The sequence below is a fragment of the Streptomyces sp. MAR4 CNX-425 genome, from assembly GCF_048656465.1.
In the GTDB taxonomy this organism is placed as follows: Bacteria; Actinomycetota; Actinomycetes; order Streptomycetales; family Streptomycetaceae; genus Streptomyces.
The window spans coordinates 166,606-190,052 of sequence record NZ_JBMDLF010000002.1; the positions used below are offsets into that span (position 1 = coordinate 166,606).

18 protein-coding genes are annotated in these 23,447 nt (G+C 76.1%); 8 read left to right on the forward strand and 10 right to left on the reverse strand.

What is annotated here, in order from left to right; translation table 11 throughout:
* Positions 1 to 33 precede the first annotated feature (33 nt).
* Positions 34 to 1,026, forward strand: a complete 993-nt coding sequence (locus ACHZ99_RS06110; protein ID WP_420303338.1) for an alpha/beta hydrolase — start codon at positions 34 to 36, stop codon at positions 1,024 to 1,026.
* Positions 1,027 to 1,128: 102 nt separating this feature from the next.
* Here the strand turns inward: ACHZ99_RS06110 and ACHZ99_RS06115 are convergent, their stop codons facing one another.
* The 3 genes from ACHZ99_RS06115 to ACHZ99_RS06125 all read right to left on the reverse strand — a co-directional run bounded on the left by ACHZ99_RS06115 (position 1,129) and on the right by ACHZ99_RS06125 (position 5,697).
* Positions 1,129 to 2,592, reverse strand: coding sequence for a glycoside hydrolase family 47 protein (locus ACHZ99_RS06115; RefSeq protein ID WP_420303339.1), 1,464 nt, complete (start codon positions 2,590 to 2,592; stop codon positions 1,129 to 1,131).
* A 97-nt stretch (positions 2,593 to 2,689) separates the two neighbouring features.
* The gene (gene zwf, locus ACHZ99_RS06120) at positions 2,690 to 4,180 is read right to left on the reverse strand and encodes a glucose-6-phosphate dehydrogenase (RefSeq protein WP_420303340.1); all 1,491 of its coding nucleotides are present in this window, start codon (positions 4,178 to 4,180) and stop codon (positions 2,690 to 2,692) included.
* Positions 4,177 to 5,697, reverse strand: a complete 1,521-nt coding sequence (locus ACHZ99_RS06125) for a sugar porter family MFS transporter (protein ID WP_420303341.1) — start codon at positions 5,695 to 5,697, stop codon at positions 4,177 to 4,179. The genes zwf and ACHZ99_RS06125 overlap by 4 nt, the downstream gene beginning before the upstream one ends.
* Positions 5,698 to 5,919: 222 nt before the next feature.
* On the opposite strand from ACHZ99_RS06125, the gene ACHZ99_RS06130 reads away from it, so the two are divergent.
* Positions 5,920 to 7,212: a low temperature requirement protein A gene (locus ACHZ99_RS06130; protein WP_420303342.1), complete on the forward strand. Its 1,293-nt coding sequence runs from the start codon at positions 5,920 to 5,922 to the stop codon at positions 7,210 to 7,212.
* Here the strand turns inward: ACHZ99_RS06130 and ACHZ99_RS06135 are convergent.
* A complete protein-coding gene (locus ACHZ99_RS06135; protein ID WP_420303343.1) occupies positions 7,187 to 7,426 on the reverse strand; it encodes a hypothetical protein in 240 nt (79 codons plus the stop codon). The two genes, ACHZ99_RS06130 and ACHZ99_RS06135, sit on opposite strands and share 26 nt — an antisense overlap.
* Before the next feature lie 107 nt (positions 7,427 to 7,533).
* The gene (murA, locus tag ACHZ99_RS06140) at positions 7,534 to 8,841 is read right to left on the reverse strand and encodes a UDP-N-acetylglucosamine 1-carboxyvinyltransferase (protein WP_420303344.1); all 1,308 of its coding nucleotides are present in this window, start codon (positions 8,839 to 8,841) and stop codon (positions 7,534 to 7,536) included.
* Positions 8,842 to 9,107: 266 nt separating this feature from the next.
* Between murA and ACHZ99_RS06145 the strand changes: the two genes are divergently transcribed.
* Positions 9,108 to 10,457, forward strand: a complete 1,350-nt coding sequence (locus ACHZ99_RS06145; RefSeq protein WP_420303345.1) for an SGNH/GDSL hydrolase family protein — start codon at positions 9,108 to 9,110, stop codon at positions 10,455 to 10,457.
* A gap of 85 nt (positions 10,458 to 10,542) precedes the next feature.
* Positions 10,543 to 10,944, forward strand: a complete 402-nt coding sequence (locus ACHZ99_RS06150) for a GNAT family N-acetyltransferase (RefSeq protein ID WP_420303346.1) — start codon at positions 10,543 to 10,545, stop codon at positions 10,942 to 10,944.
* A gap of 38 nt (positions 10,945 to 10,982) precedes the next feature.
* On the opposite strand, the gene ACHZ99_RS06155 is transcribed toward ACHZ99_RS06150, so the two are convergent.
* From ACHZ99_RS06155 to ACHZ99_RS06165, 3 genes are all read right to left on the reverse strand, one after another.
* Positions 10,983 to 11,771: a hypothetical protein gene (locus ACHZ99_RS06155; protein ID WP_420303347.1), complete on the reverse strand. Its 789-nt coding sequence runs from the start codon at positions 11,769 to 11,771 to the stop codon at positions 10,983 to 10,985.
* A 79-nt stretch (positions 11,772 to 11,850) separates the two neighbouring features.
* Positions 11,851 to 13,287 (reverse strand): serine/threonine-protein kinase, encoded by a 1,437-nt coding sequence (locus ACHZ99_RS06160; protein ID WP_420303348.1) that lies wholly within the window; start codon positions 13,285 to 13,287, stop codon positions 11,851 to 11,853.
* Positions 13,274 to 15,529 (reverse strand): serine/threonine-protein kinase, encoded by a 2,256-nt coding sequence (locus ACHZ99_RS06165; RefSeq protein ID WP_420303349.1) that lies wholly within the window; start codon positions 15,527 to 15,529, stop codon positions 13,274 to 13,276. The genes ACHZ99_RS06160 and ACHZ99_RS06165 overlap by 14 nt, the downstream gene beginning before the upstream one ends.
* Before the next feature lie 190 nt (positions 15,530 to 15,719).
* Between ACHZ99_RS06165 and ACHZ99_RS06170 the strand changes: the two genes are divergently transcribed.
* Together ACHZ99_RS06170 and ACHZ99_RS06175 are read left to right on the forward strand one after the other, a co-directional pair.
* On the forward strand, positions 15,720 to 16,208 hold the full coding sequence (locus ACHZ99_RS06170) for a glutathione peroxidase (RefSeq protein WP_420303350.1): 489 nt from the start codon (positions 15,720 to 15,722) through the stop codon (positions 16,206 to 16,208).
* A 104-nt stretch (positions 16,209 to 16,312) separates the two neighbouring features.
* Positions 16,313 to 17,773 (forward strand): hypothetical protein, encoded by a 1,461-nt coding sequence (locus ACHZ99_RS06175; protein WP_420303351.1) that lies wholly within the window; start codon positions 16,313 to 16,315, stop codon positions 17,771 to 17,773.
* Between the two features lie 43 nt (positions 17,774 to 17,816).
* Here ACHZ99_RS06175 and ACHZ99_RS06180 read toward each other — a convergent pair whose 3' ends face one another.
* On the reverse strand, positions 17,817 to 19,082 hold the full coding sequence (locus ACHZ99_RS06180) for an ATP-grasp domain-containing protein (protein ID WP_420303352.1): 1,266 nt from the start codon (positions 19,080 to 19,082) through the stop codon (positions 17,817 to 17,819).
* Positions 19,083 to 19,182: 100 nt separating this feature from the next.
* Here ACHZ99_RS06180 and ACHZ99_RS06185 point away from each other — a divergent pair, with 100 nt between their 5' ends.
* The gene (locus ACHZ99_RS06185; RefSeq protein ID WP_420303353.1) at positions 19,183 to 20,139 is read left to right on the forward strand and encodes a helix-turn-helix transcriptional regulator; all 957 of its coding nucleotides are present in this window, start codon (positions 19,183 to 19,185) and stop codon (positions 20,137 to 20,139) included.
* Between the two features lie 9 nt (positions 20,140 to 20,148).
* On the opposite strand, the gene ACHZ99_RS06190 is transcribed toward ACHZ99_RS06185, so the two are convergent.
* Positions 20,149 to 20,361 carry a hypothetical protein gene (locus ACHZ99_RS06190; protein WP_420303354.1) on the reverse strand — a complete coding sequence of 71 codons (213 nt, stop codon included), beginning with the start codon at positions 20,359 to 20,361 and terminating at the stop codon, positions 20,149 to 20,151.
* A gap of 130 nt (positions 20,362 to 20,491) precedes the next feature.
* Between ACHZ99_RS06190 and ACHZ99_RS06195 the strand changes: the two genes are divergently transcribed.
* Positions 20,492 to 23,431, forward strand: a complete 2,940-nt coding sequence (locus ACHZ99_RS06195) for an NACHT domain-containing protein (protein ID WP_420303355.1) — start codon at positions 20,492 to 20,494, stop codon at positions 23,429 to 23,431.
* Positions 23,432 to 23,447: the final 16 nt, after the last annotated feature.

Consider the following 23,447-nt stretch of genomic DNA (forward strand, 5'->3'; position numbering starts at 1 on the left):
CCCGGGCCAGGCAACGACACGGCCCAGGAGGTCATGGTGAACGAGACCCGTCCCACCCGCCGACGTGTGCTCAAGGCCGCGGGCGGCCTCACGGCGGCGCTCGCCGCCGGCGGCGCCGGCGCCGTCGCCGCGGCCGCGCCGGCCGCCGCCGCGGGCGACGGCTTCGGCCTGCGCATCGTCGACCGCAACGAGTCCGACCCGCGCATGTGGTACTACCGGTTCGCGACGGACGCGATCGGCTGGGACCCCGGCGTCAACGTCCTGCTGCCCGACGGCTACCACGACAGCGGGCTCCGGTACCCGGTGCTCTATCTGCTGCACGGCGGCGGCACCGACGCGGACTTCATCCAGTTCGACCGGCTCGGTATCCGCGCGCTGACCGCCGGCAGGCGCGTCATCGTCGTGATGCCCGACGGCGGGCACGCCGGCTGGTACTCCAACCCGGTCTCGTCGAACGCCGGGCCGCGCGACTGGGAGACGTTCCACATCGCCCAGCTGCTGCCGTGGGTCGACGCCCACTTCCGTACGTACGCGGAGTACGACGGCCGCGCCGTCGGCGGGTTCTCGATGGGCGGCTTCGGCGCGCTGAAGTACGCGGCCAAGTACTACGCGCACTTCGCCTCGGTCAGCTCCCACTCCGGCCCGGCGAGCCTGCGCCGGGACGCCGGGCTGGTCGTGCACTGGGCGAACCTGTCGTCGGCGGCCGTGGAGCTGGCCGGGGGCACGGTCTACGGCGCGCCGCTGTGGGACGAGGCGCGGGTCAGCGCCGACAACCCGGTGGAGCGCCTGGACAGCTACCGCGGCAAGCGGGTCTTCCTGGTCGCCGGCACCAGCCCCGACCCGGTGAACTGGTTCGACACCGCCAACGAGACCCAGGTCCTCGCCGGGCAACGGGAGTTCCGCGGCGCGCTCGGCCGGGCCGGCATCCCGCACGAGTGGCGCGAGGAGCCCGGCGGGCACGTGTTCCGCCCGGAGATGTTCCGCCAGGACCTCGACGGCATCCTCGCGCGGCTGCGCAAGCCGTAGCCGGGGCGCGTACGGGCCGGGCGGCCGCCACCTCGTCGTCGGCCCCCGGCCCGCGGCCGGTGCGCCGGGGCCCGCCCGCGCCGGGACGGGCCCCGGCGGCGCTCACCGCCGGCGGGGCAGGCCGCGCAGGATCTTGCCCTCCGTCGACAGCACGTAGTCGCGGCCGTCGAAGCGGCGGGTGCGCGCGAACATCAGGTACAGGTACTTGAAGTTCTCCGCGAAGGCGTACGCGGGGAAGAGGTCGCCCCGGCGCATCGGCGAGGACGTCACGTCCTCCAGGATCGTGTAGCCGCCCGGGACGCGGGCGTGCGTCCGCATGCCCTCGAAGTACTGCCACGCGGTGCGGCGGTAGAAGTCGTCCCCGGTCAGCCAGTAGAGGTCGAAGGCGCCGTTGACGTACTCGGGCCGGAACTGGTTGCCGACCGAGGTCGGGGTCATCGTGGCGTAGTCGATCTCCTCGGGCAGCACCGGCCAGCGCTGCAGGACCGACTCCCACGAGCGGTGGTACGCCTCGCCGAGCCGGCGGTCGCCGCCCTTGGCGACCAGGCCGCCCCAGAACGACGCCAGCTCGGACTGGCGGCGGCCGGTGGTCTCGCCGGTGGCGAAGTCGACCTGGCGGTACCAGACATGGCCGTCCCACTCCTCCACCAGGTGCTCGGTCATGGCGCCGTTCAGCAGCCGCCACCAGCGCAGGCAGTCGCGGTCGCCGAAGAGTTCCCAGGCGCCCCACAGGTACTCGTAGAAGGAGTCGACGGGCGGGTTGGGGCCCTGGTCCGTCGGGTCGGTCCAGCGGCCGGTCTCGACGTCGAGCCGGGTGCCGAGGAGGTCGAGCGCGGAGCGCCGGTCGAGCACCGCGCGGTAGGCGCGCTTGGCCGCCTCGTAGTACTTGCCGTCGCCGGTGAGCTTCGACAGCATCCCGAACTCCAGGATGTTCGTGCCGATCTCGGCGAGCGGCGGGGTGGTGCCGTGCACCTCGCCGGTGCGGAGGTTGGCGCGGGTGTACGGCATGCCGGTGGGCGACTTGGTGAACGCGGGCAGCAGCCGGTCGGTGAAGTCGACGCACAGGTCGAGCAGCGAGCGGCGGCCGGTGACCAGGTGGCCGGCGAGCAGCCCGCCGACGACGCGGATGATCGACTCGAAGACGTGGAAGTCGGCGTCGATGTCGAAGTCGAGGTTCCGCTCCAGCCAGTCGGCGGACTCGCGGAGGTCGTCGTCCAGCTCCATGACGTAGAGCGTGTCGAGGGCCTCGATGATCGACAGTCCCACGGGGTGACCCTCGGCGTAGAACTCGTGGGAGGTGCCGGAGACGGGCCGTACCTCGTCGTGGCCCCAGGCGGCGGCGCGGTATCCGTTCCAGGCGTGCAGGAACTCGGCGCGGATCTCGCGCGCCGCGTGCGGCGCCGGGGGTACGCGCCCGGCGGAGGCGGGGTGACCGGCCGGGCCCGGCAGGGCGCGCGCGGGCGCGGCCCGGGCCAGGGCGCCGGCTCCGGCGGCGGACGTGGCGGCCGCGGCCGCCAGCAGGCGGCGCCGGGAGAGCGGGGTGCGGTGGTGTGCGGCGGTGCCCATCGTTGGTGCCCCTTCGCGGTGTGGGCGCGCCCCCGACGCGCCTGACATCGTTGTCACTTGCGGTCGTGACACGAGGCTAGCGGGGCTCGGGACGGTGTCAATGGTGCCCGCGGTGTGTCCCGGGGCTCCGGGGGCGGCGCTCGTCCGGCGCCACGTCGTCGAAGAGGCGCGGCGCCGGGTCGTGCCAGCCGGCCGGGCCGGCGAGCCGTGCGGCCGCCGCCGGCCCCCAGCTGCCCCGGGCGTAGCGCTCCGGCGGGTCCGCCGGGTCGAGGACGCGGCCGACGATCCGCCAGGACTCCAGGACGGCGGGGAAGAAGGCGAAGTACTCGGTGCGGCCCGTGATCGCGCCGTCGAGGATGTTCTCGTACGGGAGCTCCTGGCGGCCCAGCACCCTGGCGAAGTCCACGCCGATCGGCACCGGGAACGGGTCCCTGCCCTCCTCGGGCTTGCGCACCAGCAGGTCGATCCTGATCCCGGTGTCGCCGTCGAGGCGGAAGCGGATGAGGTTCGGCGGCGACTCCGCGCCCTCGCCCCGGAACAGCTCCAGCGGCGGCTTGCGCAGCTCCACCACGACCTCGGTGGCGGAGACGGCCAGCGCCTTGCCGCTGCGCAGGTAGAACGGCACGTCCGCCCAGCGCCAGTTGTCGATGAAGACCCGGGCCGCGAAGTACGTCTCGGTGGTGGACCCCGGCCGTACGCCGGGCACGTCCGGATAGCCCTCGTACTGGCCGCGCACGGTGTCCGCGGGGTCGATGGTGCGGGTGGCGTGCAGCACCCGCCACTTCTCCAGGCCCTGAGCCCGCGCGTCGGCGACGTCCGGCGGCTCCATGGCCAGGAACGCCAGCACCTGGAGCAGGTGGTTCTGGACGACGTCGCGCAGGCAGCCCACGGGGTCGTAGAAGGAGCCGCGGCCGGCGACGTCGAAGTCCTCGACGAGGGAGATCTGCACGTTCCTGACGTACGAGCGGTTCCAGATCGGGGCGAGCAGGGTGTTGGCGAACCGGCTGACCATCAGCCCCTCGACGGGCTCGGAGCCGAGGAAGTGGTCGACGCGCAGCAGGTGGCCCTCGTCGAAGTGGGCGCCGAGGTCGGCCTGCAGCCGCTCGGCGGACGCGCGGTCGTGCCCGAAGGGCTTCTCCACCACCAGCCGGGCGTTGCGGTGCAGTCCCGCGCGGGCCAGGGCGGCGGCGACGGTGGTGAACAGGTCCGGCGGGATGGCCAGGTAGTGAACGAGGAAGCCGAGGCCGGACACGGCGTCGCGGAGGCGCGCGAAGGTGGCGTCGTCGGTGAAGTCGCCGGTGACGACGCTCAGCCTCGACGCCAGCCGCGCGAAGACCTCCTCGTCCAGGTCCGGCACCTCGGCGGCCACCGCCGCCCGGGCGTGCCGGCGCAGCGCGTCGTCGTCCCAGTCGCCGGCGGCGACGCCGACGACGGGGACGGTGAGCTTCCCGGACTCGGTGAGGCGGTAGAGCGCGGGCAGCAGCATCTTGCGGGCCAGGTCGCCGGAGATCCCGAAGAGCACGAGGGCATCGCAGGGTTCGAGGCGGGAGGGGGCGAGGACGTCGCCGGCGCCGGGGGTTCCGCTCATGCCGCGTGTCCCTTTCCGTGGTCCGGTCCCCCCGGCTCGCCGGCCCGTCCCGGCCCGCCGGGACGCAGCGGGGTCGCGTCCCGGCCGGCGGGCCCCCGGTGGCCGAAGCGGGCGGCCAGCGCCGACTCGATCTGCTCCGGGTCGCGGCCGCGGGTCTCCGGCACGTAGCGGCCGACGAAGAAGAACGCGGCGACGCAGATCGCCGCGAAGATCCAGAACGTCTCGCCCTGGCCGAGCGCGTGCACGACCGGCAGGAAGGCGAGGCTGACGGCGAAGTTGGAGATCCAGTTCACCGCCGTGGACACGCTGGAGCCCGCGGCGCGGAGCGCCGCCGGGAAGATCTCCCCGATCAGCGTCCAGAACACCGGGCCGAGGCCGCCGGCGTACGCGGCGATGTAGACGACCATGAACAGCAGCGACAGCACCGGGGTCATGCCGGTCACGAACGACAGGCCCAGCAGGAAGAGGGTGACCGCCATCAGGGCCAGCGAGACGAGCACCAGCGGGCGGCGGCCCGCCCGGTCCACCACGCGGATCGCGACCAGCGTCATCACCACGTTGATCACGCCGATGAACACCGAGTAGAAGATGGAGTTGGACGCGGTCAGCCCGGTCCGCTGGATGATCGTGGGGGCGTAGTAGATGATCGTGTTGATGCCGCCGAACTGCTGCACGGCGGCCAGCGTGAGCCCGACGGCCAGTGCCGGGCGCACGTCGTACGCGAGCAGCCCGCGGGCGCCGCCGGCGTCCCCGCCGGCGCTCTTCGCGCTCTGCTCGCGCTCCTCGGCCAGCCGCCGCGCCATCCGTGCCACCAGCCGGTCCGCGATCTCCGCGGAGCTGACCGAGGCGATCAGGCGGCGCGCCTCGTCCTCCCGGCCGCGGGCGATCAGCCACTGCGGCGACTCGGGCAGCAGCCACAGCGCCGCCGCCACCATGAGCAGCGCCGGGACGGCGCCCGCGGCGAACATCCCGCGCCACAGCCCGGCGGGCGCGAAGGCGAGGTTGACGAGGTACGCGACGAGGATGCCGACCGTGATCATCAGCTGGTTCAGCGTCAGCAGCCGCCCGCGGATCTCCGTCGGCGAGACCTCCGACAGGTACACCGGCACGGTGGCCGACGCCGCGCCCACCGCCAGCCCGAGCACCAGCCGGCCGGCCAGCAGCACCCCGTACCCGCCGGCGAGGGCCACCATCGCCGTGCCGGCCAGGAACACCGCCCCGACCAGCCCCAGCGTCCGCCGCCGGCCCAGCCGGTCCGCGATCCGGCCGGCCGACGTGGCGCCCGCCACCGCTCCGACGAGCAGCACGCTGACGACCGTGCCCTGCTGGAGGGGGCTGAGGCCGAAGTCGTCCTTGAGATAGAGCAGGGCGCCGGAGACGACGCCGGTGTCGAAGCCGAAGAGGAAGCCGCCGAGCGCGATGGCGGCCGCCCACAGCCTGATCCGCCGCAGCCCCGCGGGCGGGACGCCGGCCACCGGGCCCCGGGTGCCCGGCTCGCTGGAGAAGCCCTGAACCATGCCGCGCCCGTCCTCACTGCGAGACCGCCCTCCCGGCCATCGTCACCGCCGGACGCCGCCCCGACGCGCGCTGCCCGGCAATCGGGTGACCGGGGCCGCTGCCCCGGCGGCCGGCGTCCGCGGCGCGGCGCCGCCGGGGGCGTACGCGCCCGACCCCGTGCGCACGGACCGCCCGTGAGTACGGTCGCGGTGACCGCCGCCGATGGGGCATCATCACGGGCCATGACCGAATCCGAACGCCCCGCCGGCGCCGGCGGCGGGCGGGTGGCGCACAGCCGGGTGCCGATGAAGGGCCGCGACCCGGCGGAGCGCGGCCGGTCCGCCACGCCGCTGGAGCTGCTGTTCGACCTGACGTTCGTGGTCGCCGTCGGCACCGCCGCGTCGTACTTCGCCGAGATGGTCGCCGGGGACCACGCCGGGCGGGCGGTGGTGGCGTTCGCGCTGGCGATGTTCGCGATCACCCTCGCGTGGATCAGCTTCAGCTGGTTCGCGTCCGCGTTCGGCACCGACGACTGGCTCTACCGGTCGCTGACGATGCTGCAGATGATCGGCGTCGTCGTCTTCGCGCTCGGCCTCCCGGCGATGTTCCACTCCGTCGAGGAGGGCGACCACCTGGAGATCCGCGCGATGGTGATCGGGTACGTCGTGATGCGGGTCGCGATGGTGGCGCAGTGGTGGCGGGCCGCCCGGGAGTCCCCGGAGTTCCGCGCGGTGGGCAGGGCGAACATCCGCTGGACCGCGATCGCGCAGGCGGGCTGGCTCGCGGTGGCGTTCACGAAGCTGTCGTTCGGGCCGGTGATCGTCGCCTTCGCGGTGTTCGCGGTGCTGGAGCTGCTGCTGCCGGTGCTCACCCAGGGCGGCGCGGGCGGGACGCCGTGGCACCCGCACCACGTCGCCGAGCGGTACGGCCTCTTCGCGATCATCACCCTGGGCGAGGGCGTCGTCGGCACCGTCGCCTCCTCGGGCGACCTCCTCGGCGGCCCGCACGGCACGGAGTGGACGGCGAACGCCGTGGCCGTCGTGGTGGCGGGGGTGGGGCTGACCTTCGGCATGTGGTGGGTGTACTTCTCCACGCCCTTCGGCGACATCCTGGTGCACCGGCGCGCCCGCGGGTACCTCTTCGGCTACGGCCACATGCTCGTGTTCGCCGGCATCGCGGGCGCCGGCGCGGGGCTGCACGTGGCCGGGCTGTACCTGGAGCACCACGCGAAGGTGGGCGCGGTCGCCGTGGTGCTGTCCCTGGCGCTGCCCGTCGGCCTGTACCTGCTCGTCGTCTACCTGCTGCACACCCTGCTGCTGTCCGCCGGCGACCGCTTCCACCTGCTGCTGATCTCGCTGACGCTGGCGGTGCTGGGCGCGGCGGTGCTGCTGGCCGCGGCCGGCACGCCGGTCGCGGTGTGCCTGCTGGTCGTGATGCTGGCCCCGTTCGTCACCGTCGTCGGCTACGAGACGGTCGGCCACCGGCACCAGCGGCAGATGCTGGCGAACCTCACAGCCCGCCGTTCCCCGTCGTGAGCAGGAACTTGGACACCGCCACGAGCAGCCCGAAGAACACCGCGACGCCGATCAGCACCACCGACAGCCCGCGCGCCGCGCGCTGCGAGCGCCCCGACAGCCGCCGCGGCGAGTCGTCGGCCTGCCGGAAGCCGGCGGCCACCACCCCCACCCCGGCCAGCAGCACGGCGGCCACCACCCACCACCACTCCACGTCGGTCCCCTCCGTCGTCACTCTCGCGTCGTCCGCGCGCAGGGGCGGTGCCCCCGGCCGCAGACGCGGATCGTAGCGACGGCGGGTTCCGGGCCGGACACCGGCCCCGTACGCTGCCGGGCCCCGCGCTACTCCTCGCGGCTGCGCAGCTCCAGGCCGAGCGCGCGGAACTGCTCGACGGGCCGGTGGTAGCCGCGCTCGATGTGGTGCACCCCGCGCAGCGTCGAGCCGCCGGTGGCGACCGCCGCGGCCAGCACGGCGGAGAACCCGGCGCGGATGTCGGGCATGGTGACGTCCCCGCCGCGCAGGGCGCTGACGCCGCGCACGACGGCGGAGTGCAGCGCGCCCGTGTCGTAGTAGCGGCAGGCGGGGCCGCCCAGGCAGGTGTCGTACACCTCGATCTCGGCGCCCATGCCCTGAAGCGCGGACACGTACGCCAGCCGGTTCTCGTACACCGTCTCGTGCAGCACCGACATCCCCTCGGCCTGCGTGAACAGCACCATGAGCGGCGTCTGCCAGTCGGTCGCGAACCCCGGGTGGGTCTCGGTCTGCACGGCCGCGGGGCGCAGCGGCCCCGGCGCCGACGCCGTGATCCACTCGTCGGTGATCTCGAACCGGGCGCCCATCCGCGCCAGCGTGGTGATCGGCGTGACCAGCCGGTCCTGCGGGCAGCCGTGCACCCGCACCTCGCCCCCGGTGACCAGCCCGGCGACCAGGTAGGAGAACGCCTCGATGCGGTCCCCGCCGAGCCGGGTGGTGGCACCGCCGAGCGCGTCGACGCCCTCGACGACGATGCGGCGGTCCGGGTAGAGGGAGATCCGCGCGCCCATCCGCTGCAGGAACAGCGCCAGCTCGACGATCTCCGGCTCGGTCGCGGCGTTGCGGATGACCGTGCGGCCCTCGGCCCGCACGGCGGTCAGCAGCACCGTCTCGGTGGCGCCGACGCTGGGGTACGGCAGGTCGATCCGGGTGCCGCGCAGCCGGCCGGCGCGGGCGTGGACGCCGTCCTCGGCCAGCTCCACCTCGGCGCCGAACCGGCGCAGCGCGTCCAGGTGGAAGTCCACCGGCCGGCGGCCGATCGGGTCGCCGCCGACCATCGGCACGAACGCCTCGCCGGCCAGGTGCAGCAGCGGGCCCAGCAGGAGGATCGGGATGCGGTTGAGCCCGGTGAACGCCTTGTCCACGCTCGGGTCCGCCACCGGCCCGGGCACGACGGTGACCTCGCCGTCGGTGCGCTCGACCTTCATGCCGACGTGCTCCAGCATCCGGGCGGTGATGCCGACCTCGCCGACGTCCGGCGCGTTGCGTATGGTGCTCGGGCCGCCGCCCAGCATCGCGGCCACCATGTGCTTGCTGACCGCGTTCTTCGCCCCGCGCACGGTGACGTCACCGCGCAGCGGTCCGGACGGCTCGATCTGCCACAGCTTTCCAGTCACCCGTGCAGCCTACGACCGCGCACCGGCACCCCCCTCCCCCGCCCCACCCCTCGTACGTGGCCGATTCACACCCCGGTGCGGCGGGGCGTGGTGGACGCCGCCGCGCGGACGTAGTGCCGTGGTACCCGCGAGGTTCGTGCGTGTGCCGCGCCCCACGGCGGCGTGCGCTCGGTGACAGGTGGGTGAGCCGGCGCGTACCGCGGCGACGGCACGGCACGGGAGCGAGGCCGACCGGAACCAGGACACGAAGCCGAAGGAGCGTTCCCATGACCGACCGGACGCATCCGCCCACCCGCCGGGCCCCCGCCCCGGCGCGCGGCGCGTTACGAACCGCGGTACGCCGCCCGCTGGCGGCCCTGATCACGGCGGCGGCGCTGCTGGCCGCACCGGTGCTCCCCCTCTCCGGCGCCGCGGCAGCCGCCCCCGCTTCCGCCGCGGCCGCCCCGCCGGGCGACCACCGGCCCGGCCGGCCCGCCTGGCACGGCGGCTGGTCCGCCTCGGTGCAGCCGCCCGGGCCGGGGATCATCCCCAACTGGTCGCAGCAGGGGTTCGAACGCCGGACGCTCCGCCAGGTCGTGCGCGTCGGCGCGGGCGGCGACGCCGCCCGTATCGGGCTCTCGCACCGCTACGGCACCGCCCCGCTCGCCGTCGCCGCCGCCACCGTCGCGCGCTCGGCGGGCGGCGCGGCGGTCGAGGCGGGCAGCGTGCGGCGGCTGACCTTCGGCGGGGCGGAGTCGGTGACGGTCCCGGCCGGCGGCGAGGTCGTCGGCGACACGGTGGACCTGCCGGTCGCGGACCTGGAGTCGCTCACCGTCACGCTGTACCTGGCCGAGCCCACCGGCCCGGCGACGTACTACCAGACGGCCTCGGCCACCAGCTACCGGGCGGCCGGCGACCACACCGGGGACGTCGGCGGCGAGGCGTTCACCGGGACGTCCCGGTCCTGGTACTTCCTCGCCGAGGTCCGGGTGCGGTGCGCGGCCGACTGCCGCGACGACGGCGTGGTCGCCTTCGGCGACTCGATCACCGACGGCCTCGGCTCCACGGTGGACGCCGACAATCGCTATCCGGACGAGTTGGCGGAGCTCTTCGTCCGCGAGGGCCGGCCGCGCAGCGTCCTCAACCACGGGATCAGCGGCAACATGATCACCACCGGCACGCCGGGCACGGGCGAGAGCGGCGTGGACCGCTTCGCGGCGGACGTCCTCGCCGAGCCCGCCGTCGGCACGGTCGTCGTGCTGGAGGGCATCAACGACATCGGCCTCGGCCGCCCCGGCGGGCAGATCCCCGACGTGTCGGTGGAGCAGCTCATCGCGGCGCACCGGGACGTCGTCGGGCAGGCGCGCGCCGCGGGCCTGACGGTGGTCGGCGCCACCCTGGTGCCGTTCGAGGGCGCGCCGTACTACACCGAGCGCGGGGAGGCCAAGCGCGACGCCCTCAACGAGTGGATCCGCACCTCCGGGACGTACGACGAGGTCGTCGACCTCGACCGGGTGCTGGCCGACCCCGCCGACCCGGACCGGCTGCTGCCCGCGTACGACAGCGGCGACCACCTGCACCCGAGCGACGCGGGGTACCGGGCGATGGCCGAGGCCGCCCGCGCCGCCACGCTCTGACGGCCGGTGCCCCCGCCCCCGCTCCCCGCGGCGTACGGTCACCGCCACGGCGCCCGGCGCCGGCCGGTGACCGTACGCTCGCCGCATGACGATCACCTACGAGTGGCGGGGCCCGTTCGCCAACGCGGAGCTCAACGCCCTGCACGCCGACGGGTTCCGGCACCCGGTCCGCGACACCGACTGGCGCACGCGGCTGCACGGCCACAGCCTCGGCTGGGTGTGCGCCCGCGACGGCGCCGCCCTCGCCGGCTTCGTCAACGTCGCCTGGGACGGCGGCGCGCACGCCTTCCTGCTGGACACGGTGGTGCCGGCGGCCCGGCGGCGCGCGGGCGTCGGCGCCGGGCTCGTCGCGGAGGCGGTGGCCGGGGCGCGGGCGGCCGGGTGCGCGTGGCTGCACGTCGACTTCGAGGAGGGGCTGCGCCCGTTCTACGTCGACCGCTGCGGCTTCCGGCCGACGCCCGCGGGGCTCGTCGCGCTCACCGGCTGACGCGCGCACCCCGGCGACCGGCGGCCCCGCCCCTCTCCTCAGTCGCCCAGCAACCGCAGGTGCTTCTTCTCGATCGTCGCGGTGACCAGCAGGTCCGTGATCAGGTTGTGGTTCAGCGCGTTCCCCACGGGCGGCGGCACGTCCTTCGCCATCAGCCCCGGCACCCCGTCCCGGCTGAGCTTCTTCCGCACGCCCGCGACGAGGTGCGCGGCACGCTTCTCGGTCCAGCGGCGCTCCGGTTGCAGCGTCGTCAGCTCGTACGCGACCTGGGACCACGTCAGCGGCTGCGGCTGCGGGTCGTTGCGCAGATAGCGCTGCGCGAGACAGACGAGCACCAGCAGCTCGTCCTCCTCCAGGTCGCGCTCCTCGCCGAGCGTCGGCTCCTCCTGCACGGTCGGGCCGCCGCCCGCGCCGCCCGGCCGGCCCGCGGAGATCCGCACCTCGAGCAGGTGGTCCTGGCGCGGCGAGACGACGAACAGCGGGGTGTAGCCGGCGGGCAGAAACGCCTGGTCGCCGCCGTGCACCAGCCGGGAGTCGGGGAAACGGATCGGCCGCTTCCCGGTGTTGGTCAGCACCCAGCGCTCGTACTGCCGGGTCACGAGCCCCTGCCGGCGGCTGACGTGCCGGTCGCCGCCGCCGACGCAGACGTGCACCTCCGGCTCGTTGCGCCCGAACACCAGGGTGAAGCCGGCGTCCGGTGCCACGCTCATCCCGCCGTTCGTGCCCAGCACGAACAGCGTCTCCGGCCGCGGCGGCACCTCTGCCGGGGGCAGGCCGCGGCTGAGGCTCCCGACCTCCCTGGGCAGGAGAATGATCTTGCTCGCCATGGCGGCGTACCCCCTCTTCTCCGGGTGACTGGCCTCACCGTAACCACGCCCCGGCCGGAGGGGTCCCGGGCGCGGGAGACTACGCGCTGGTGTCGTCGGGCGGCGAGCCCCAGGCGATCTCCCCGCCGGCCTCGGCGTGGTACGGGCCGGGGCCGCGCACGGCGCCGGGGATGCCGGGCGCGGGCGAGCGCTGGGACATGGCCTCGCGGCCGTCGACGTGGATCACGTAGGTGACCTCGCCGTGGTGGGACATGTCGATGCTCCAGGCGGCGGAGCCGTTCTCCCGGGGGACCTCGACGGTCTTGCGCCAGGGCAGCGAGACGTTCTTGAGGGTCTTCGGCTCGCGGTTGACGGCGTACGTCAGCCGCTCGACCGGCCCGTCCCCGGTGAGGGCGAACTCGACCGGGACCGGCTCGGCCGGCGGCTCGGGTTCGGCTCCGCCCGCCGGGGACCCGGAGTCGGGGTCCCCGGCGGGCGGGGCGGACTCCCCGGCGGCCGGGAGGGCCTCGTCGCCGGGCACGGGCCGCGGCTCGTCCTCGCGCAGGACGAGCAGCACGACGGCGCCGGCGCCGGCCGCGACGGCCGCCGCGCCGCCGAGGAGCAGGCGGCGGCGGGGCGGACCGGCGGGTGCCAGCGGCGGGTTGGCGGCCTCGCCGGCGTGGGCGTCGATCGCCGCGAGGACCGGCGCGGGCAGCCAGGCCGCGCCGGGGTGTGTCCCGGCGGAACCGTCGGGGCCCGACTCGCGGGCGAGGCGGTCGCCGAGGGCGGCGGGCGTGGGGCGTTCGGCGGGGTCGAGGCGGCGGCAGTCGGCGATGAGCGAGCGCAGGGCGGCGTCGTCCGGGCCGGGGTCGCCGTCCGGGTGGGCGTCGCCGCGGGGGGCCGCGGTGTCGCCGGTGTCGCCGGTGTCGCCGCGGGCGTAGGCGTAGGCGAGCGTGGAGCCGAGCGAGTACACGTCGGTGGCCGGCCCGACCTCGGTCCCGGCGACCTGTTCCGGCGACATGAAGCCGGGGGTGCCCGCGAGTCCGGCGGGCTGTGCGGCGGCGGCGATGCCGAAGTCGACCAGCTTGGGCCCGTCGGCCGTGAGCAGCACGTTGGCCGGCTTGACGTCGCGGTGGACGACCCCGGCGCGGTGCACCGCGACCAGCGCCTCCGCGAGTCCCGCGGCCAGCCGGCGGACCGACCGGGCGGGCAGCGGCCCGAACCGCTCCACCGCCTCGTGCAGCGGGACGGACGGCACGAACTCCGTCGCCATCCACGGCACCCGCCCGGCCGGGTCCGCGCCGACGACCGGCGGGCTGTGCACGCCGCCCGCGGCGGCGGTGGCCGCCACCTCCCGTACGAAGTGGTCCCGGGCCTCGGGCCGGCGCGCCCGTTCGGCGTGCACGGCCTTCACGGCCAGCAGCCGTCCGCCGCGCGAGCGGCCGAGGTAGACGACGGCCGTGGCGCCGCTGCCGAGGCGCGCCAGGATCCGGTGGCCGCCCAGGGTGCGGGGGTCGTCGGGCTCAAGCGGCTCCACTCGTGCCTCCGTTCGGTCGGCGTGCGGTGGGGGGTCTGAGGGCTTCTACGTACCCGTTCGCCAGTCCGGCGAACACCAGTCCGCCGGGTCCCGCGGTGACGCCGACGACGGGTTCGGCGCCGGCGTAGGACCACAGGACGTCGCCGCCGGCCGGATCCAGAGCGTACAGCCGCGGGGCGGTGCCCGTGGCGCCGTTGCCGGTGCCCTCCCCCGGACCGGTGCCCCAGACGTGGACCGCGCCGTCGGCGATGCCGAGGAACGCCGTGTCCGGACTCGACCAGACGCGGTCGCCGGTGGCGGCGTCGAGCGCGCGGAGGTGGCCGTTCGGCTCGCTGACGTAGAGCCTGCCGCCGCCCGCGGCGTGGACGGTGCTGGGGTACGTCAGCCGCTGCCGCCAGGCGGCGGGGCGGCCGTCCGCGGGAAGGGCGGCGAGGTGCAGATAGGAGTCGAAGACGAAGGCGAGGCCGGCGGAGAGGAGGACGGTGACGGCGTCGTCGGCCGGGTGCCGCCAGCGCCGGTCGCCGTCGCCGGCGCCGAACGCGGTGACCCCCTCGCCGTCGGTGGCGAGGACGATGCCGGAGCCGGCGGTGAGGGAGAACGCCGTTGTGCCCGCGGACCACCGCCGGTCTCCGCCGGAGGTGTCCAGCGCGACGACGCCGCCGTCGGCGACGTAGGTGCGCCCGCCGGCGGCCACCACGGCGTCGATGAGGCCGAACTCCCGCTCGTACGTCCAGCGTTCGCCGCCCGAGACGGGGTCGAGGGCCCGGACCCGCTGGGTGCCGGCGTCCCGCGGGCCGACCAGGTACGCCGTGCCGTCGCCGGCGGCGAACTCGCCGGCCGCGCCGGAGCCCCAGCGGCGGCGCCACAACTCGTCGCCCGTACGCGGGTCGAGGGCCCGCACGCCGCCCTGGTCGCCGCCGTGGACGAACACGGCCCGGCCGGCGGCGTGGAGGTCCGGCGGGTCCGCGCCGGGGTCGCGGACCCGTACCCGCCAGGCGCGTTCGGCCTCGGGGGGCGGCCGGTCCCCGGCGCCACTGGGGCCCGCGCGGGGGCGGCGGTCCCCGGGGGGCGCGTCGCGGTCGAACGCGCCCAGCAGCGGCCGCGCGAGGGCCGCGGCGCCGGCCGCGCCGGCGGCGGTCAGGGCGGCGAGCAGCGCGCGGCGGCGGGTCCGGGGCGCGGGGCCGCCGGGCGGTGCCGCCGCCGGGCCGGGCGGCCCGTCCGCTCCGGACGCGCCGGTCACCGCCGCCGCGGCGGCCCACTCCGACGCCCCGGCCGCCCCGGCCGTCGCCGCCGTCTCGGCGAACGGGTCCGCGGTCGGCTCCCCGGGCCGTACCGCCGCCCGCGCGGCACCGGCGTGCGACCAGGGCGCCCGGGCGGTGCGGGCGTCGATCGCCTCCGCGAGCGCCGCGGGCAGCCAGCGCGTGCCGTGCACCGTCCCCGCCGGCTCCCCCAGCAGGTCGAGCAGCGCCGCGGCGGCGGGCCGGCGGCGCGGATCGGAGCGCAGACACGCCGCGACGACGGTCCGCAGCCGGCGGTCCGTCACCCCGGCGAGGTCGGCCTGGCCGCGCTGGATGCGCTGGAGCGTGTCGGCCCGGTTGCCCGCGTCGAACGGCCCCCGGCCCGCCGTCGCGAACGCGAGCACCGAGCCGAGCGCGAAGACGTCGGCGGCCGGCCCGGTCTCCTCGCGTTCGACCTGTTCCGGCGACATGAACCCGGGGGTGCCGAGCAGCGCGCCGTCCTGGGTGAGCGTCGCGGAGTCCTCGGGGCGGGCGATGCCGAAGTCGATCACGCGCGGGCCGCCGGGGGTGAGCATGACGTTGCCGGGCTTGAGGTCGCGGTGCGCCAGCGCGACCCCGTGGATCCCGGCCAGCGCCTCCGCCAGCGCCACGGCCAGCAGCCGCACCGCGGCGGCGGGCAGCGCGCCGAAGGTGCCGACGGCCTCCTCCAGCGACAGGCCCGGCAGGTACGCGGTCGCCAGCCACGGCGGCTCCGCGTCCGGGTCGGCGTCGACCAGCGGCGCGGTGTACGCGCCGGTCACCGAGCGGGCGGCGGCCACCTCGCGGCGGAAGCGGGCGCGGTAGCGGCCGTCGCCGACCAGCCCGGGGCGTACGACCTTGACCGCCACCAGCGTCCCGGCGGGCGAGCGGCCGAGGTAGACGACGCCCATGCCGCCGGCCCCGAGCCGCTCCAGCACGCGGTACCGGCCGATCTCCCGGGGGTCCCCGCGCTCCAGCCCCGCCAACGCGCTGCCTCCCTTCCGCCCGCCCGCGCCCCGCCCACCGTCGCACCGCGCCGCACCGCACCGCGCCGGCCAGCCGAAGCGTAGGCCCACCGGGCGACTCCCGTTCACCCGCCGGTGGCAGACTGGCGCGGGGTGCGGGCGCCGCCCGTACCCCGGACGATGACCGAACGCGGAGAGGACCTGCTTGCCCATGAGCGTCTACGACGTCGAGCTGCGCACCCTGGCCGGCGAGCCCGCCTCGCTGGAGCGATTCCGGGGGACCGCCGTCCTCGCGGTCAACGTGGCGTCGAAGTGCGGGCTGACGCCCCAGTACGACGGCCTGGAGAAGCTGCACGAGCGGTACGCGGCCCGGGGGTTCACGGTCGCGGGCTTCCCGTGCAACCAGTTCGGCGGCCAGGAGCCGGGTACGGCCGGGGAGATCGCGGCGTTCTGCTCGGCGACGTACGGGGTGACCTTCCCGATGTTCGAGAAGGTCGAGGTGAACGGCCCGGGCCGGCACCCGCTGTACGAGGAGCTGGTGCAGACGGCGGACGCCGAGGGCGAGGCCGGTGACGTGCAGTGGAACTTCGAGAAGTTCCTGCTCGACGCCTCGGGCAAGCCGGTCGCCCGGTTCCGCCCGCGGACCGCGCCGGACGACCCCGCGCTGATCGCGGCCGTCGAGTCCGTCCTGCCGGGCTGACCCGGCCGCCGGGCCGCCGGAGCCGGGCGGCGGATGCCACGACTGTGCAACGATCGCCCGCCCGCCCCGGCGTCCGGCGCCCGCCCGCTGCGACAGTGACGCGGATGATCCGTCGAACCAGGCTCGCCGCGCTCGCCCTGTCCCCGCTGCTCGTGCTGGCCGCCGCCTGCGGCGACGAGGCCGCGGACCGCGGCCCGTCCCGCGCGGCGAACGGCCCGCCGAAGTCCCGCGCGCCCGCGCCGCCCACCGCGACCCGGGCCCCCGCGCCCGGCGAGGGGTCGCCGGACCCGGACGACCTCAACGGCGACGGGTACCGCGACCTCCTCGTCCCCGTCTACCTCGGCGACGACCCCGAGACCGCCGAGGAGTGCGTCGGCGTCGTCTACGGCTCCGCCGACGGCCTCGACCCGGCCACGCACACCGTGCACCGGCGCGGCGACCTCGGCCTGCCGCCGGACGCCCCCGCCGGGGGCTCCGGAGGCTCCCGGCTCTCGGTGGACGACGTGGTCACCGCCGACCTGGACGACGACGGCTTCCCCGACTTCGTCACCACGGCCGTCGAGCCCGGCGCGGCGGAGGGGACCGGACAGGAGCGGCTCCACGTGAGCTTCGGCGGCCCGCGCCGGCCCGTCCCCGACCCCGAGACGGCCACCGTGCGGCTGCCGGCCGGCGACCTGGGGGTGGACTCCCTGGTCCGCGGCGACTTCGACGGCGACGGCCACCACGACCTCGCGGCGCAGCTGCGGAGCCGCACCGGCGCGGCGGACGGGACGCTGGCGGTGCTGTACGGCCCCTTCACCCGGGACGGCGACCCCGCGCGCACCGACACCGGTCTGCCGTACGAGGAGGGCACCCTCGCGGCGGACGACATCGACCCCTCCGGCGAGCCGCGGGCGACCGCGCTGCTGCGGAACGCGACGTCGGACGGCGAGCAGACCCCCAACACCCTCTTCCCGGCCCACCAGGGCACCGGGCTGTCCGGCGACGTCCGCGAGCTGCAACTCGGCAACGCGCACGCCTTCGGGGACTTCGACGGCGACGGGCGGCGCGACGTCGCGGTGGGCGACAACGGCGACCGCAACAACGAGCCCGGCTACGAGACGGAGGCGCCGGAGGTCGACGGCAACGCCACGGTCTACCCCGGCGACGGCGGCGAGCCGGCCGTCCTCGACCTGCCGGAGCCGCCGGCCGACGAGGACGGCTCGTACTACGGCCCCGGCGGCTTCGCCGCCGCCGACCCGGACGGCGACGGCCGCGACGGCCTGCTGGTGTCGACGTACGAGGACGCCACGCTCATCGACGGCGACGAGCGGGTGTCCGTCCTGCGCCAGGGCCCGGCGCGCACCGCGGACGGCGTGAAGACGCCGGCGAAGCACCGGAACGCGCGGCCCGCGGGCGCCGCGGACTTCGACGGCGACGGCCGGGACGAGCTGATCCTCCACTGGTCGCCCAGCGGGCTCTTCCCGCTCTACGGGCAGTACCCCACGTACTGGTGGATCACCGACGGCACCTCGACGCGGAACAAGGCGGCCTTCACCACCACGGAGTTCGCACCCGGCCCCTGAGCCCGTCCGCGCCCGCGCCCGACCGCCGCCGCCCGGGCCGCCGTCACGGGGCGGGCTCGGTGCGTATCCGCAGGGCCGCGGCGAGGCGGCGGGCGTGCGCGACGGCCTCGGCGGCGGTGGCGCCGCGGGTGAGCACGTGGCCGGCCTTGTCCTCGTTCCAGGCGAGCGGGGACACCACGGCGCCGGGCCGGACGTCCAGCCGGAGTTCGGCGCACGCCGGGTCCGCGCGTACCTCGTCGGCGCCGGTCACCTCCACCACCCGGCCGGGCTCCGGCGTGAGGAACCGTACGGCCGCACCGCCGCGCGGCTCCGGCGCGGCGGCGAGCGGCGGTACGACGCCGAGCCCGGCGGCCAGGGCGTACCGCTCCATGTCGACGCCGTAAGCGATCCGCGTCAGCTCGCTGATCCGGTCGCCGCCGACGCGGTTGTGCGACTCGACGATCCGCGGGCCGCGGGAGGTGAGCTTGACCTCGGTGTGCCCGGGGCCGTTGCGCAGGCCGACCGCGTCGAGGAAGTCCGCGACCAGCCGCGTCACCTCGCGCAGCAGCCCGGCCGGGACGCCGCTGGGCTGCGCGTGCCCGACCTCGACGAAGCCGGCGCCGCCCGTCTCCTTGTCGGTCGCCGCGACCACCACGTGCCGGCCGTCGAAGCTCAGCGTCTCCACGCTGATCTCGGGGCCGTCGAGGTACTCCTCCATCAGGAACTCCTCGAAGGCGCCGGCGTCGGTCAGGTCGCGTGCGGTCCACGCGCCGTCGAGCGCCCGGAACCGGGCGGCGACGGCGTCCACGTCGGCCCGGTCGCGGACGTGGAACACCCCCAGGCTGCCCGACTCGCGGACCGGCTTGACGATAACCGGAAGGCCGTGCGCCGCGACGAACTCCCGGACGTCCCGCGCCGAGCGGCCGACCGCGGCGGCCACCGGGCTGACGCCGCGGTCGGCCAGGTGCCGGCGCATCCGCCCCTTGTCCAGCAGCAGTTCCACGGTCCCGACGGACTCGCCGGGCAGCCCGAGCGCCTCGTTGACCCGGGCCGCCGGCAGCAGCCCCAGCTCGAACAGCGAGACCGCCGCCCGTAGCGGGTACGCCGCGTGCAGGGCCCGGACCAGCGGCAGGAGCCGGTCGGTGTCCCCGTAGTCGAGGAGCAGGGCCTGGTCGACGTGCGGCCAGGACTCGCGGTCGTACGCGTCCGGGAACTGGACGTGCGCCACGTCGAGGCCGAGGTCCCGGGCCTTGCGCAGCTGCGCGGGCGTGCCGCCGACGACCAGGACGCGGGGGCGTGCGGCGGGGGTCGCCGACGAGGGGCTGTTCATGACCGGCTCTCTTCTCCGTGCGGTGGGTTCCCCCGACACGCTACGGCCTGTTCCGGACGTTCTCCTTCCGGAATATCCGGCGGGCGCCTAGCCTGCTCGGGTGCCGACCGACCTCAGCCCCACCGCGCGGGCCCTGCGCACCATGGAGATCCTGCGGAGCCGCCCCGGCACCACCGCGGCCGAACTCGCCGCGGCGCTGGGCGTCACGGAGCGGGCGGTGCGGCGGTACGTCGGGATTCTGAAGGAGGCGGGCGTGCCGGTGGAGTCGGCCCGCGGCCCGTACGGGGGCTACCGGCTGGGGCGCGGCGCCCGGCTGCCGCCGGTGGTCTTCACCGAGGCGGAGGCGCTGGCGCTGGTCATGGCCGCGCTCACCGACACCGACGCGCTGGTGGGCACGGCGCTCGACAAGGTCGTCCGGGTGCTGCCGGAGGACGTCGGCCGGCAGGCGGCGACGCTGCGCGACCACGCCGCGGCGGCGCCCGACCCGCACGCGGCCCGCCCGGACCCGGCCACCACCGGCGCACTGGTGACGGCGTGCGCGGTGCGGCGGAGCGTGCGGGTGACGTACCGCGGCGAGTCGGGGCGGGAGTCGGCGGGGCTGGTCGACCCGTGGGCGGTGGTCGTTCGGCACGGGCGCTGGTACCTGCTGTGCCGCTCGCACCGGGCGGACGCGATCCGCACGTACCGCGTCGACCGCATCGGCGAAGTCCGGCAGACCACCCGCGCGTTCACCCCGCCCGAGGGCCTGGACCCGGTCGCGGTGCTGGAGGAGAACCTGGGCACGGGCTGGGAGTACCCCGTCCGCGTGGTGTTCGACGCGCCGCCGGGGGACGTCGCGCGGTGGGTGCGGCCGCCGATGGGCCGCCTTCAGGCGGCAGGCGGCGGCTGCGTGCTGGCCGGCAGCACCAGCGCGCCGGAGATGTACGCACGCGACTGGCTGGCGCGCATGCCGTTCGGCTTCCGCGTCGAGGGCGGCCCGGAGCTGCGGGCGGCGGTCGCGGCGCTGGGGGCGCAACTGACGGCGGCGGCGGAGCCGGAGGCGGGGACAGGGGCGTAGCGGCCGCCGTCACGTCAGCACCCGTACGACGAGGGCGGGCAGCGCGGTGGCCACGGTGAGGGTCGCCCCGAAGGCGGCCCCGGCGCGCAGCAGCGCGGCGGGCGCGGAGGCGCCGTCCCAGCGGGCCAGCAGCCCGGCGGCGACGGCGGCCAGAAGGGCGAGGAGACCGGCGGCGAGCAGGGTGAGCGCGAGGATCGTCAGGGTGGTCGGCGATGCGGTCATGTGTCTGGTTCCTTCCGGCCCGGGGGCGTGCGGTCGGGAGTGAGGGTGGCCGGGGATGCGTACGCCGGCGTTCGGGGCATACGAAGGTGAACGCCGCCGTACGGGGCGGCGCGGCGGGAGGGGACCGGGCGTGCGGACGGACGGCGGGGGCGGTGACCGGGAGGGGGCGCTGGCGGAACTGGCGCGGCGGCTGCGGCGATTACGGGTCGAGCGGCGGCTGTCGATGCCCGGGCTGGAGCGGCGGGCCGGGCTGGGGCACACGACGGTCAGCCGCGCGCTGAACGGCTCCGGGGTACCCAGCGAGGCCACGGTGGTGGAGCTGGCCAGGGCGCTCGGGGCGGACGCGGGCGAACTGCTGGAGTTACGCGGCCGGGCGCTGCCGCCCGTCCCGCGGCCGGCGCCGGCGGACCGCGCGGCTCCGGTGGCTCCCGCGGACGCCGGGACGGCGCGCTTCGAGGAGCGCTACCGCCGGTACGTGTCCGAGCGCCACGGCATGCTGTCGGTGATCGGGCTGGATCTGTCGCGGCCGGAGCGGGCCCGCTGGCCGCTGGACGCCGCCTACCTCAGCCTCGAACTGGCCACGCCCACCTTCCGGGCCGTACCCGACGGCGACGGTGGTGCGGCCGCCCGGGGACATCGCACCGAGGTGACGGTGGAGCGGGCCGAGCAGGCGCTGGCGGGGCTGCGGCGGGTGCTGGTCCGCGGGCTGGCCGGCTGCGGCAAGACCGCGCTGCTGCAGTGGCTGGCGGTGTCCACCGCCCGCGGCACGCTGCCGGCCAGGCTGGACCAGCTCAGCGGCGGCGTGCCGTTCGTGCTGCCGCTCCGTACGCTCGTACGCCGCGGGGACCTGCCCGCGCCGGAGGAGTACCTGGCCGCCGTCCGCTGCCCGCTGGCCGCGGCGCAGTCGCCCGGCTGGGCCGACGGGCTGCTGGCCGACGGGCGCGCGGTGCTGCTGATCGACGGGGTGGACGAGGTCCCCCTGGCGCAGCGGCACCGGGCCCGGCAGTGGCTCTACGAGCTGATCGCCGCCTATCCCCGGGCCACGTACGTCGTCACCACCCGCCCCTCCGCGGTACCCGAAGGGTGGCTGGCCGACAGCGACTTCACCGACCTGACGATCCGGCCGATGAACAACCGGGACGTCGCGGTCTTCGTCGACCGCTGGCACCGCGCGGTCGCCGCCACCGCCGCCGGAGAGGCGGAACGCGCCGACGTCGAGGGCCTCGGCGAGAGCCTGAAGGACACGGTGCGCGCCCAGCGGGACCTCGCCCGGCTGGTGAGCACCCCACTGCTGTGCGCGCTGGTGTGCGCCCTGCACCGCGACCGCCGCGGCCACCTGCCGCACGGCCGCATGGAGCTGTACCAGGCGGCACTGTCGATGCTGCTGCACCGCCGCGACGACGAGCGCGACATCACCGCGCCGGAGGACGTCGTCCTGAGCGAGGGGCAGAGCATCCAGCTGCTTCAGCGCCTGGCGTACTGGCTGATCCGCAACGGCCAGACCGAGCTCGACCGCGACGTCGCCGCCGGCCTCGTCGCCGACGCCCTGCCGGCGATGCCCGCCGTCGCCGAGCAGGCGGACGCCGCGCAGGTCCTCGACCACCTGCTGGCCCGCAGCGGCCTGCTGCGCTCCCCCGCCGCCGACACCGTCGACTTCGTCCACCGCACCTTCCAGGACTACCTGGGCGCCAAGGCCGCCGTCGAGGCCCGCGACATCCCGCTGCTGGTCCGCCACGCCCACGACGACCAGTGGGAGGACGTGCTGCGCATGGCCACCGCACACGCCCGCCCCGACGAGCGCGCCACCTTCCTCACCCGCCTCGTCACCCGCGGCGACCGCAGCCCCGAGCACCGTACCCGGCTGCACCTGCTGGCCACCGCCTGCCTGGAGCACGCCACCGAACTCGACCCGCGGGTCCGCGAGGAGGTCCAGTCCCGCACCCGGGCGCTGCTGCCGCCCCGGCACCGGGACGAGGCCGCGGTACTGGCCGCCGCCGGCCCGGTGGTCCTCGACCTGCTGCCCGGGCCCGAGGGGCTGGAGGAGGACGAGGCCGAGGCCGTCGTGCTCACCGCCGGCCGCATCGGCGGCGACGCCGCGCTGACGGTCCTGAAGCGGTTCCGCCGCTCCCCCGCGCGGGTGGTGGGCTGGCAGCTGCAGCACGTCTGGGACCGCTACGACACCGACGACTACGTCCGCGACATCCTCGCCCACATCCCCGACCTCCGGTTCATCGACGTGGGTTCGGCCGACCAGCTCGCCGCCCTGCGCACCCTGGACACGCCGCGGGCGGTCAACGTCCGCGGAGACTTCCCCGCCGACGCCCTCACCGGCGTCCTCGACCCCGCGCGGCTGCGGAGACTCTCCCTCGTCGAGAACCTCACGCTGCGCGACCTGGCGTTCCTCGGCCCGTACCGGGAGCTGAAGCGGGTGAGCCTCGTCCGCTGCCCCCGCCTCACCGACATCACCGCGCTGGCCGGCTCCCAGGTCACCGCCCTGGACCTGTGGGAGTGCCCCGCCGAGGTGATCGCCGGGCTGGCGCACCTGCACGGGATCAGGCAGCTCATGCTGGACGGGGCGCTGCCGTACCGGGACGTGGGCGCGCTGCCGGTCGCGGCCGACCTCGTCGACATCAGGCTGGGCCCGACCGCCCACCACCACCTCAGACTGGACGGCATCGGCCGCTGGCCCCACCTCACCCGGCTCAACCTGTGCGGCCCCATCGACGGCTTCGCCCACGCCGGCGGGCTGTCCCGGCTGCAGTACCTCGTGCTGCAGCTCGACGCCCGGCTGTCGATGCTCGCGCTGCTGCCGCCGTCCCCGCAGGTCCGCATCCTGCGGCTGTACTCGTGGCGCCCCGGCGACGACCTGGACCTGGTACGCACCAGGCTCCCCGGGCTCACGGCCCTGTCCATCTCCTGCCACGCCGACCACCGGCACATCGACCTCACGCCCCTGCGCGGCATGACCGGCCTCACCTCCATCTCGCTCGACAAGGCCACCAGCGTCACGGGCGCCGAGCACTTCCCCGAAGGCACCGTCACCCGCACTCCGCGCCCCCGGACTCCGTGACCGGCGCCGCCCGGAG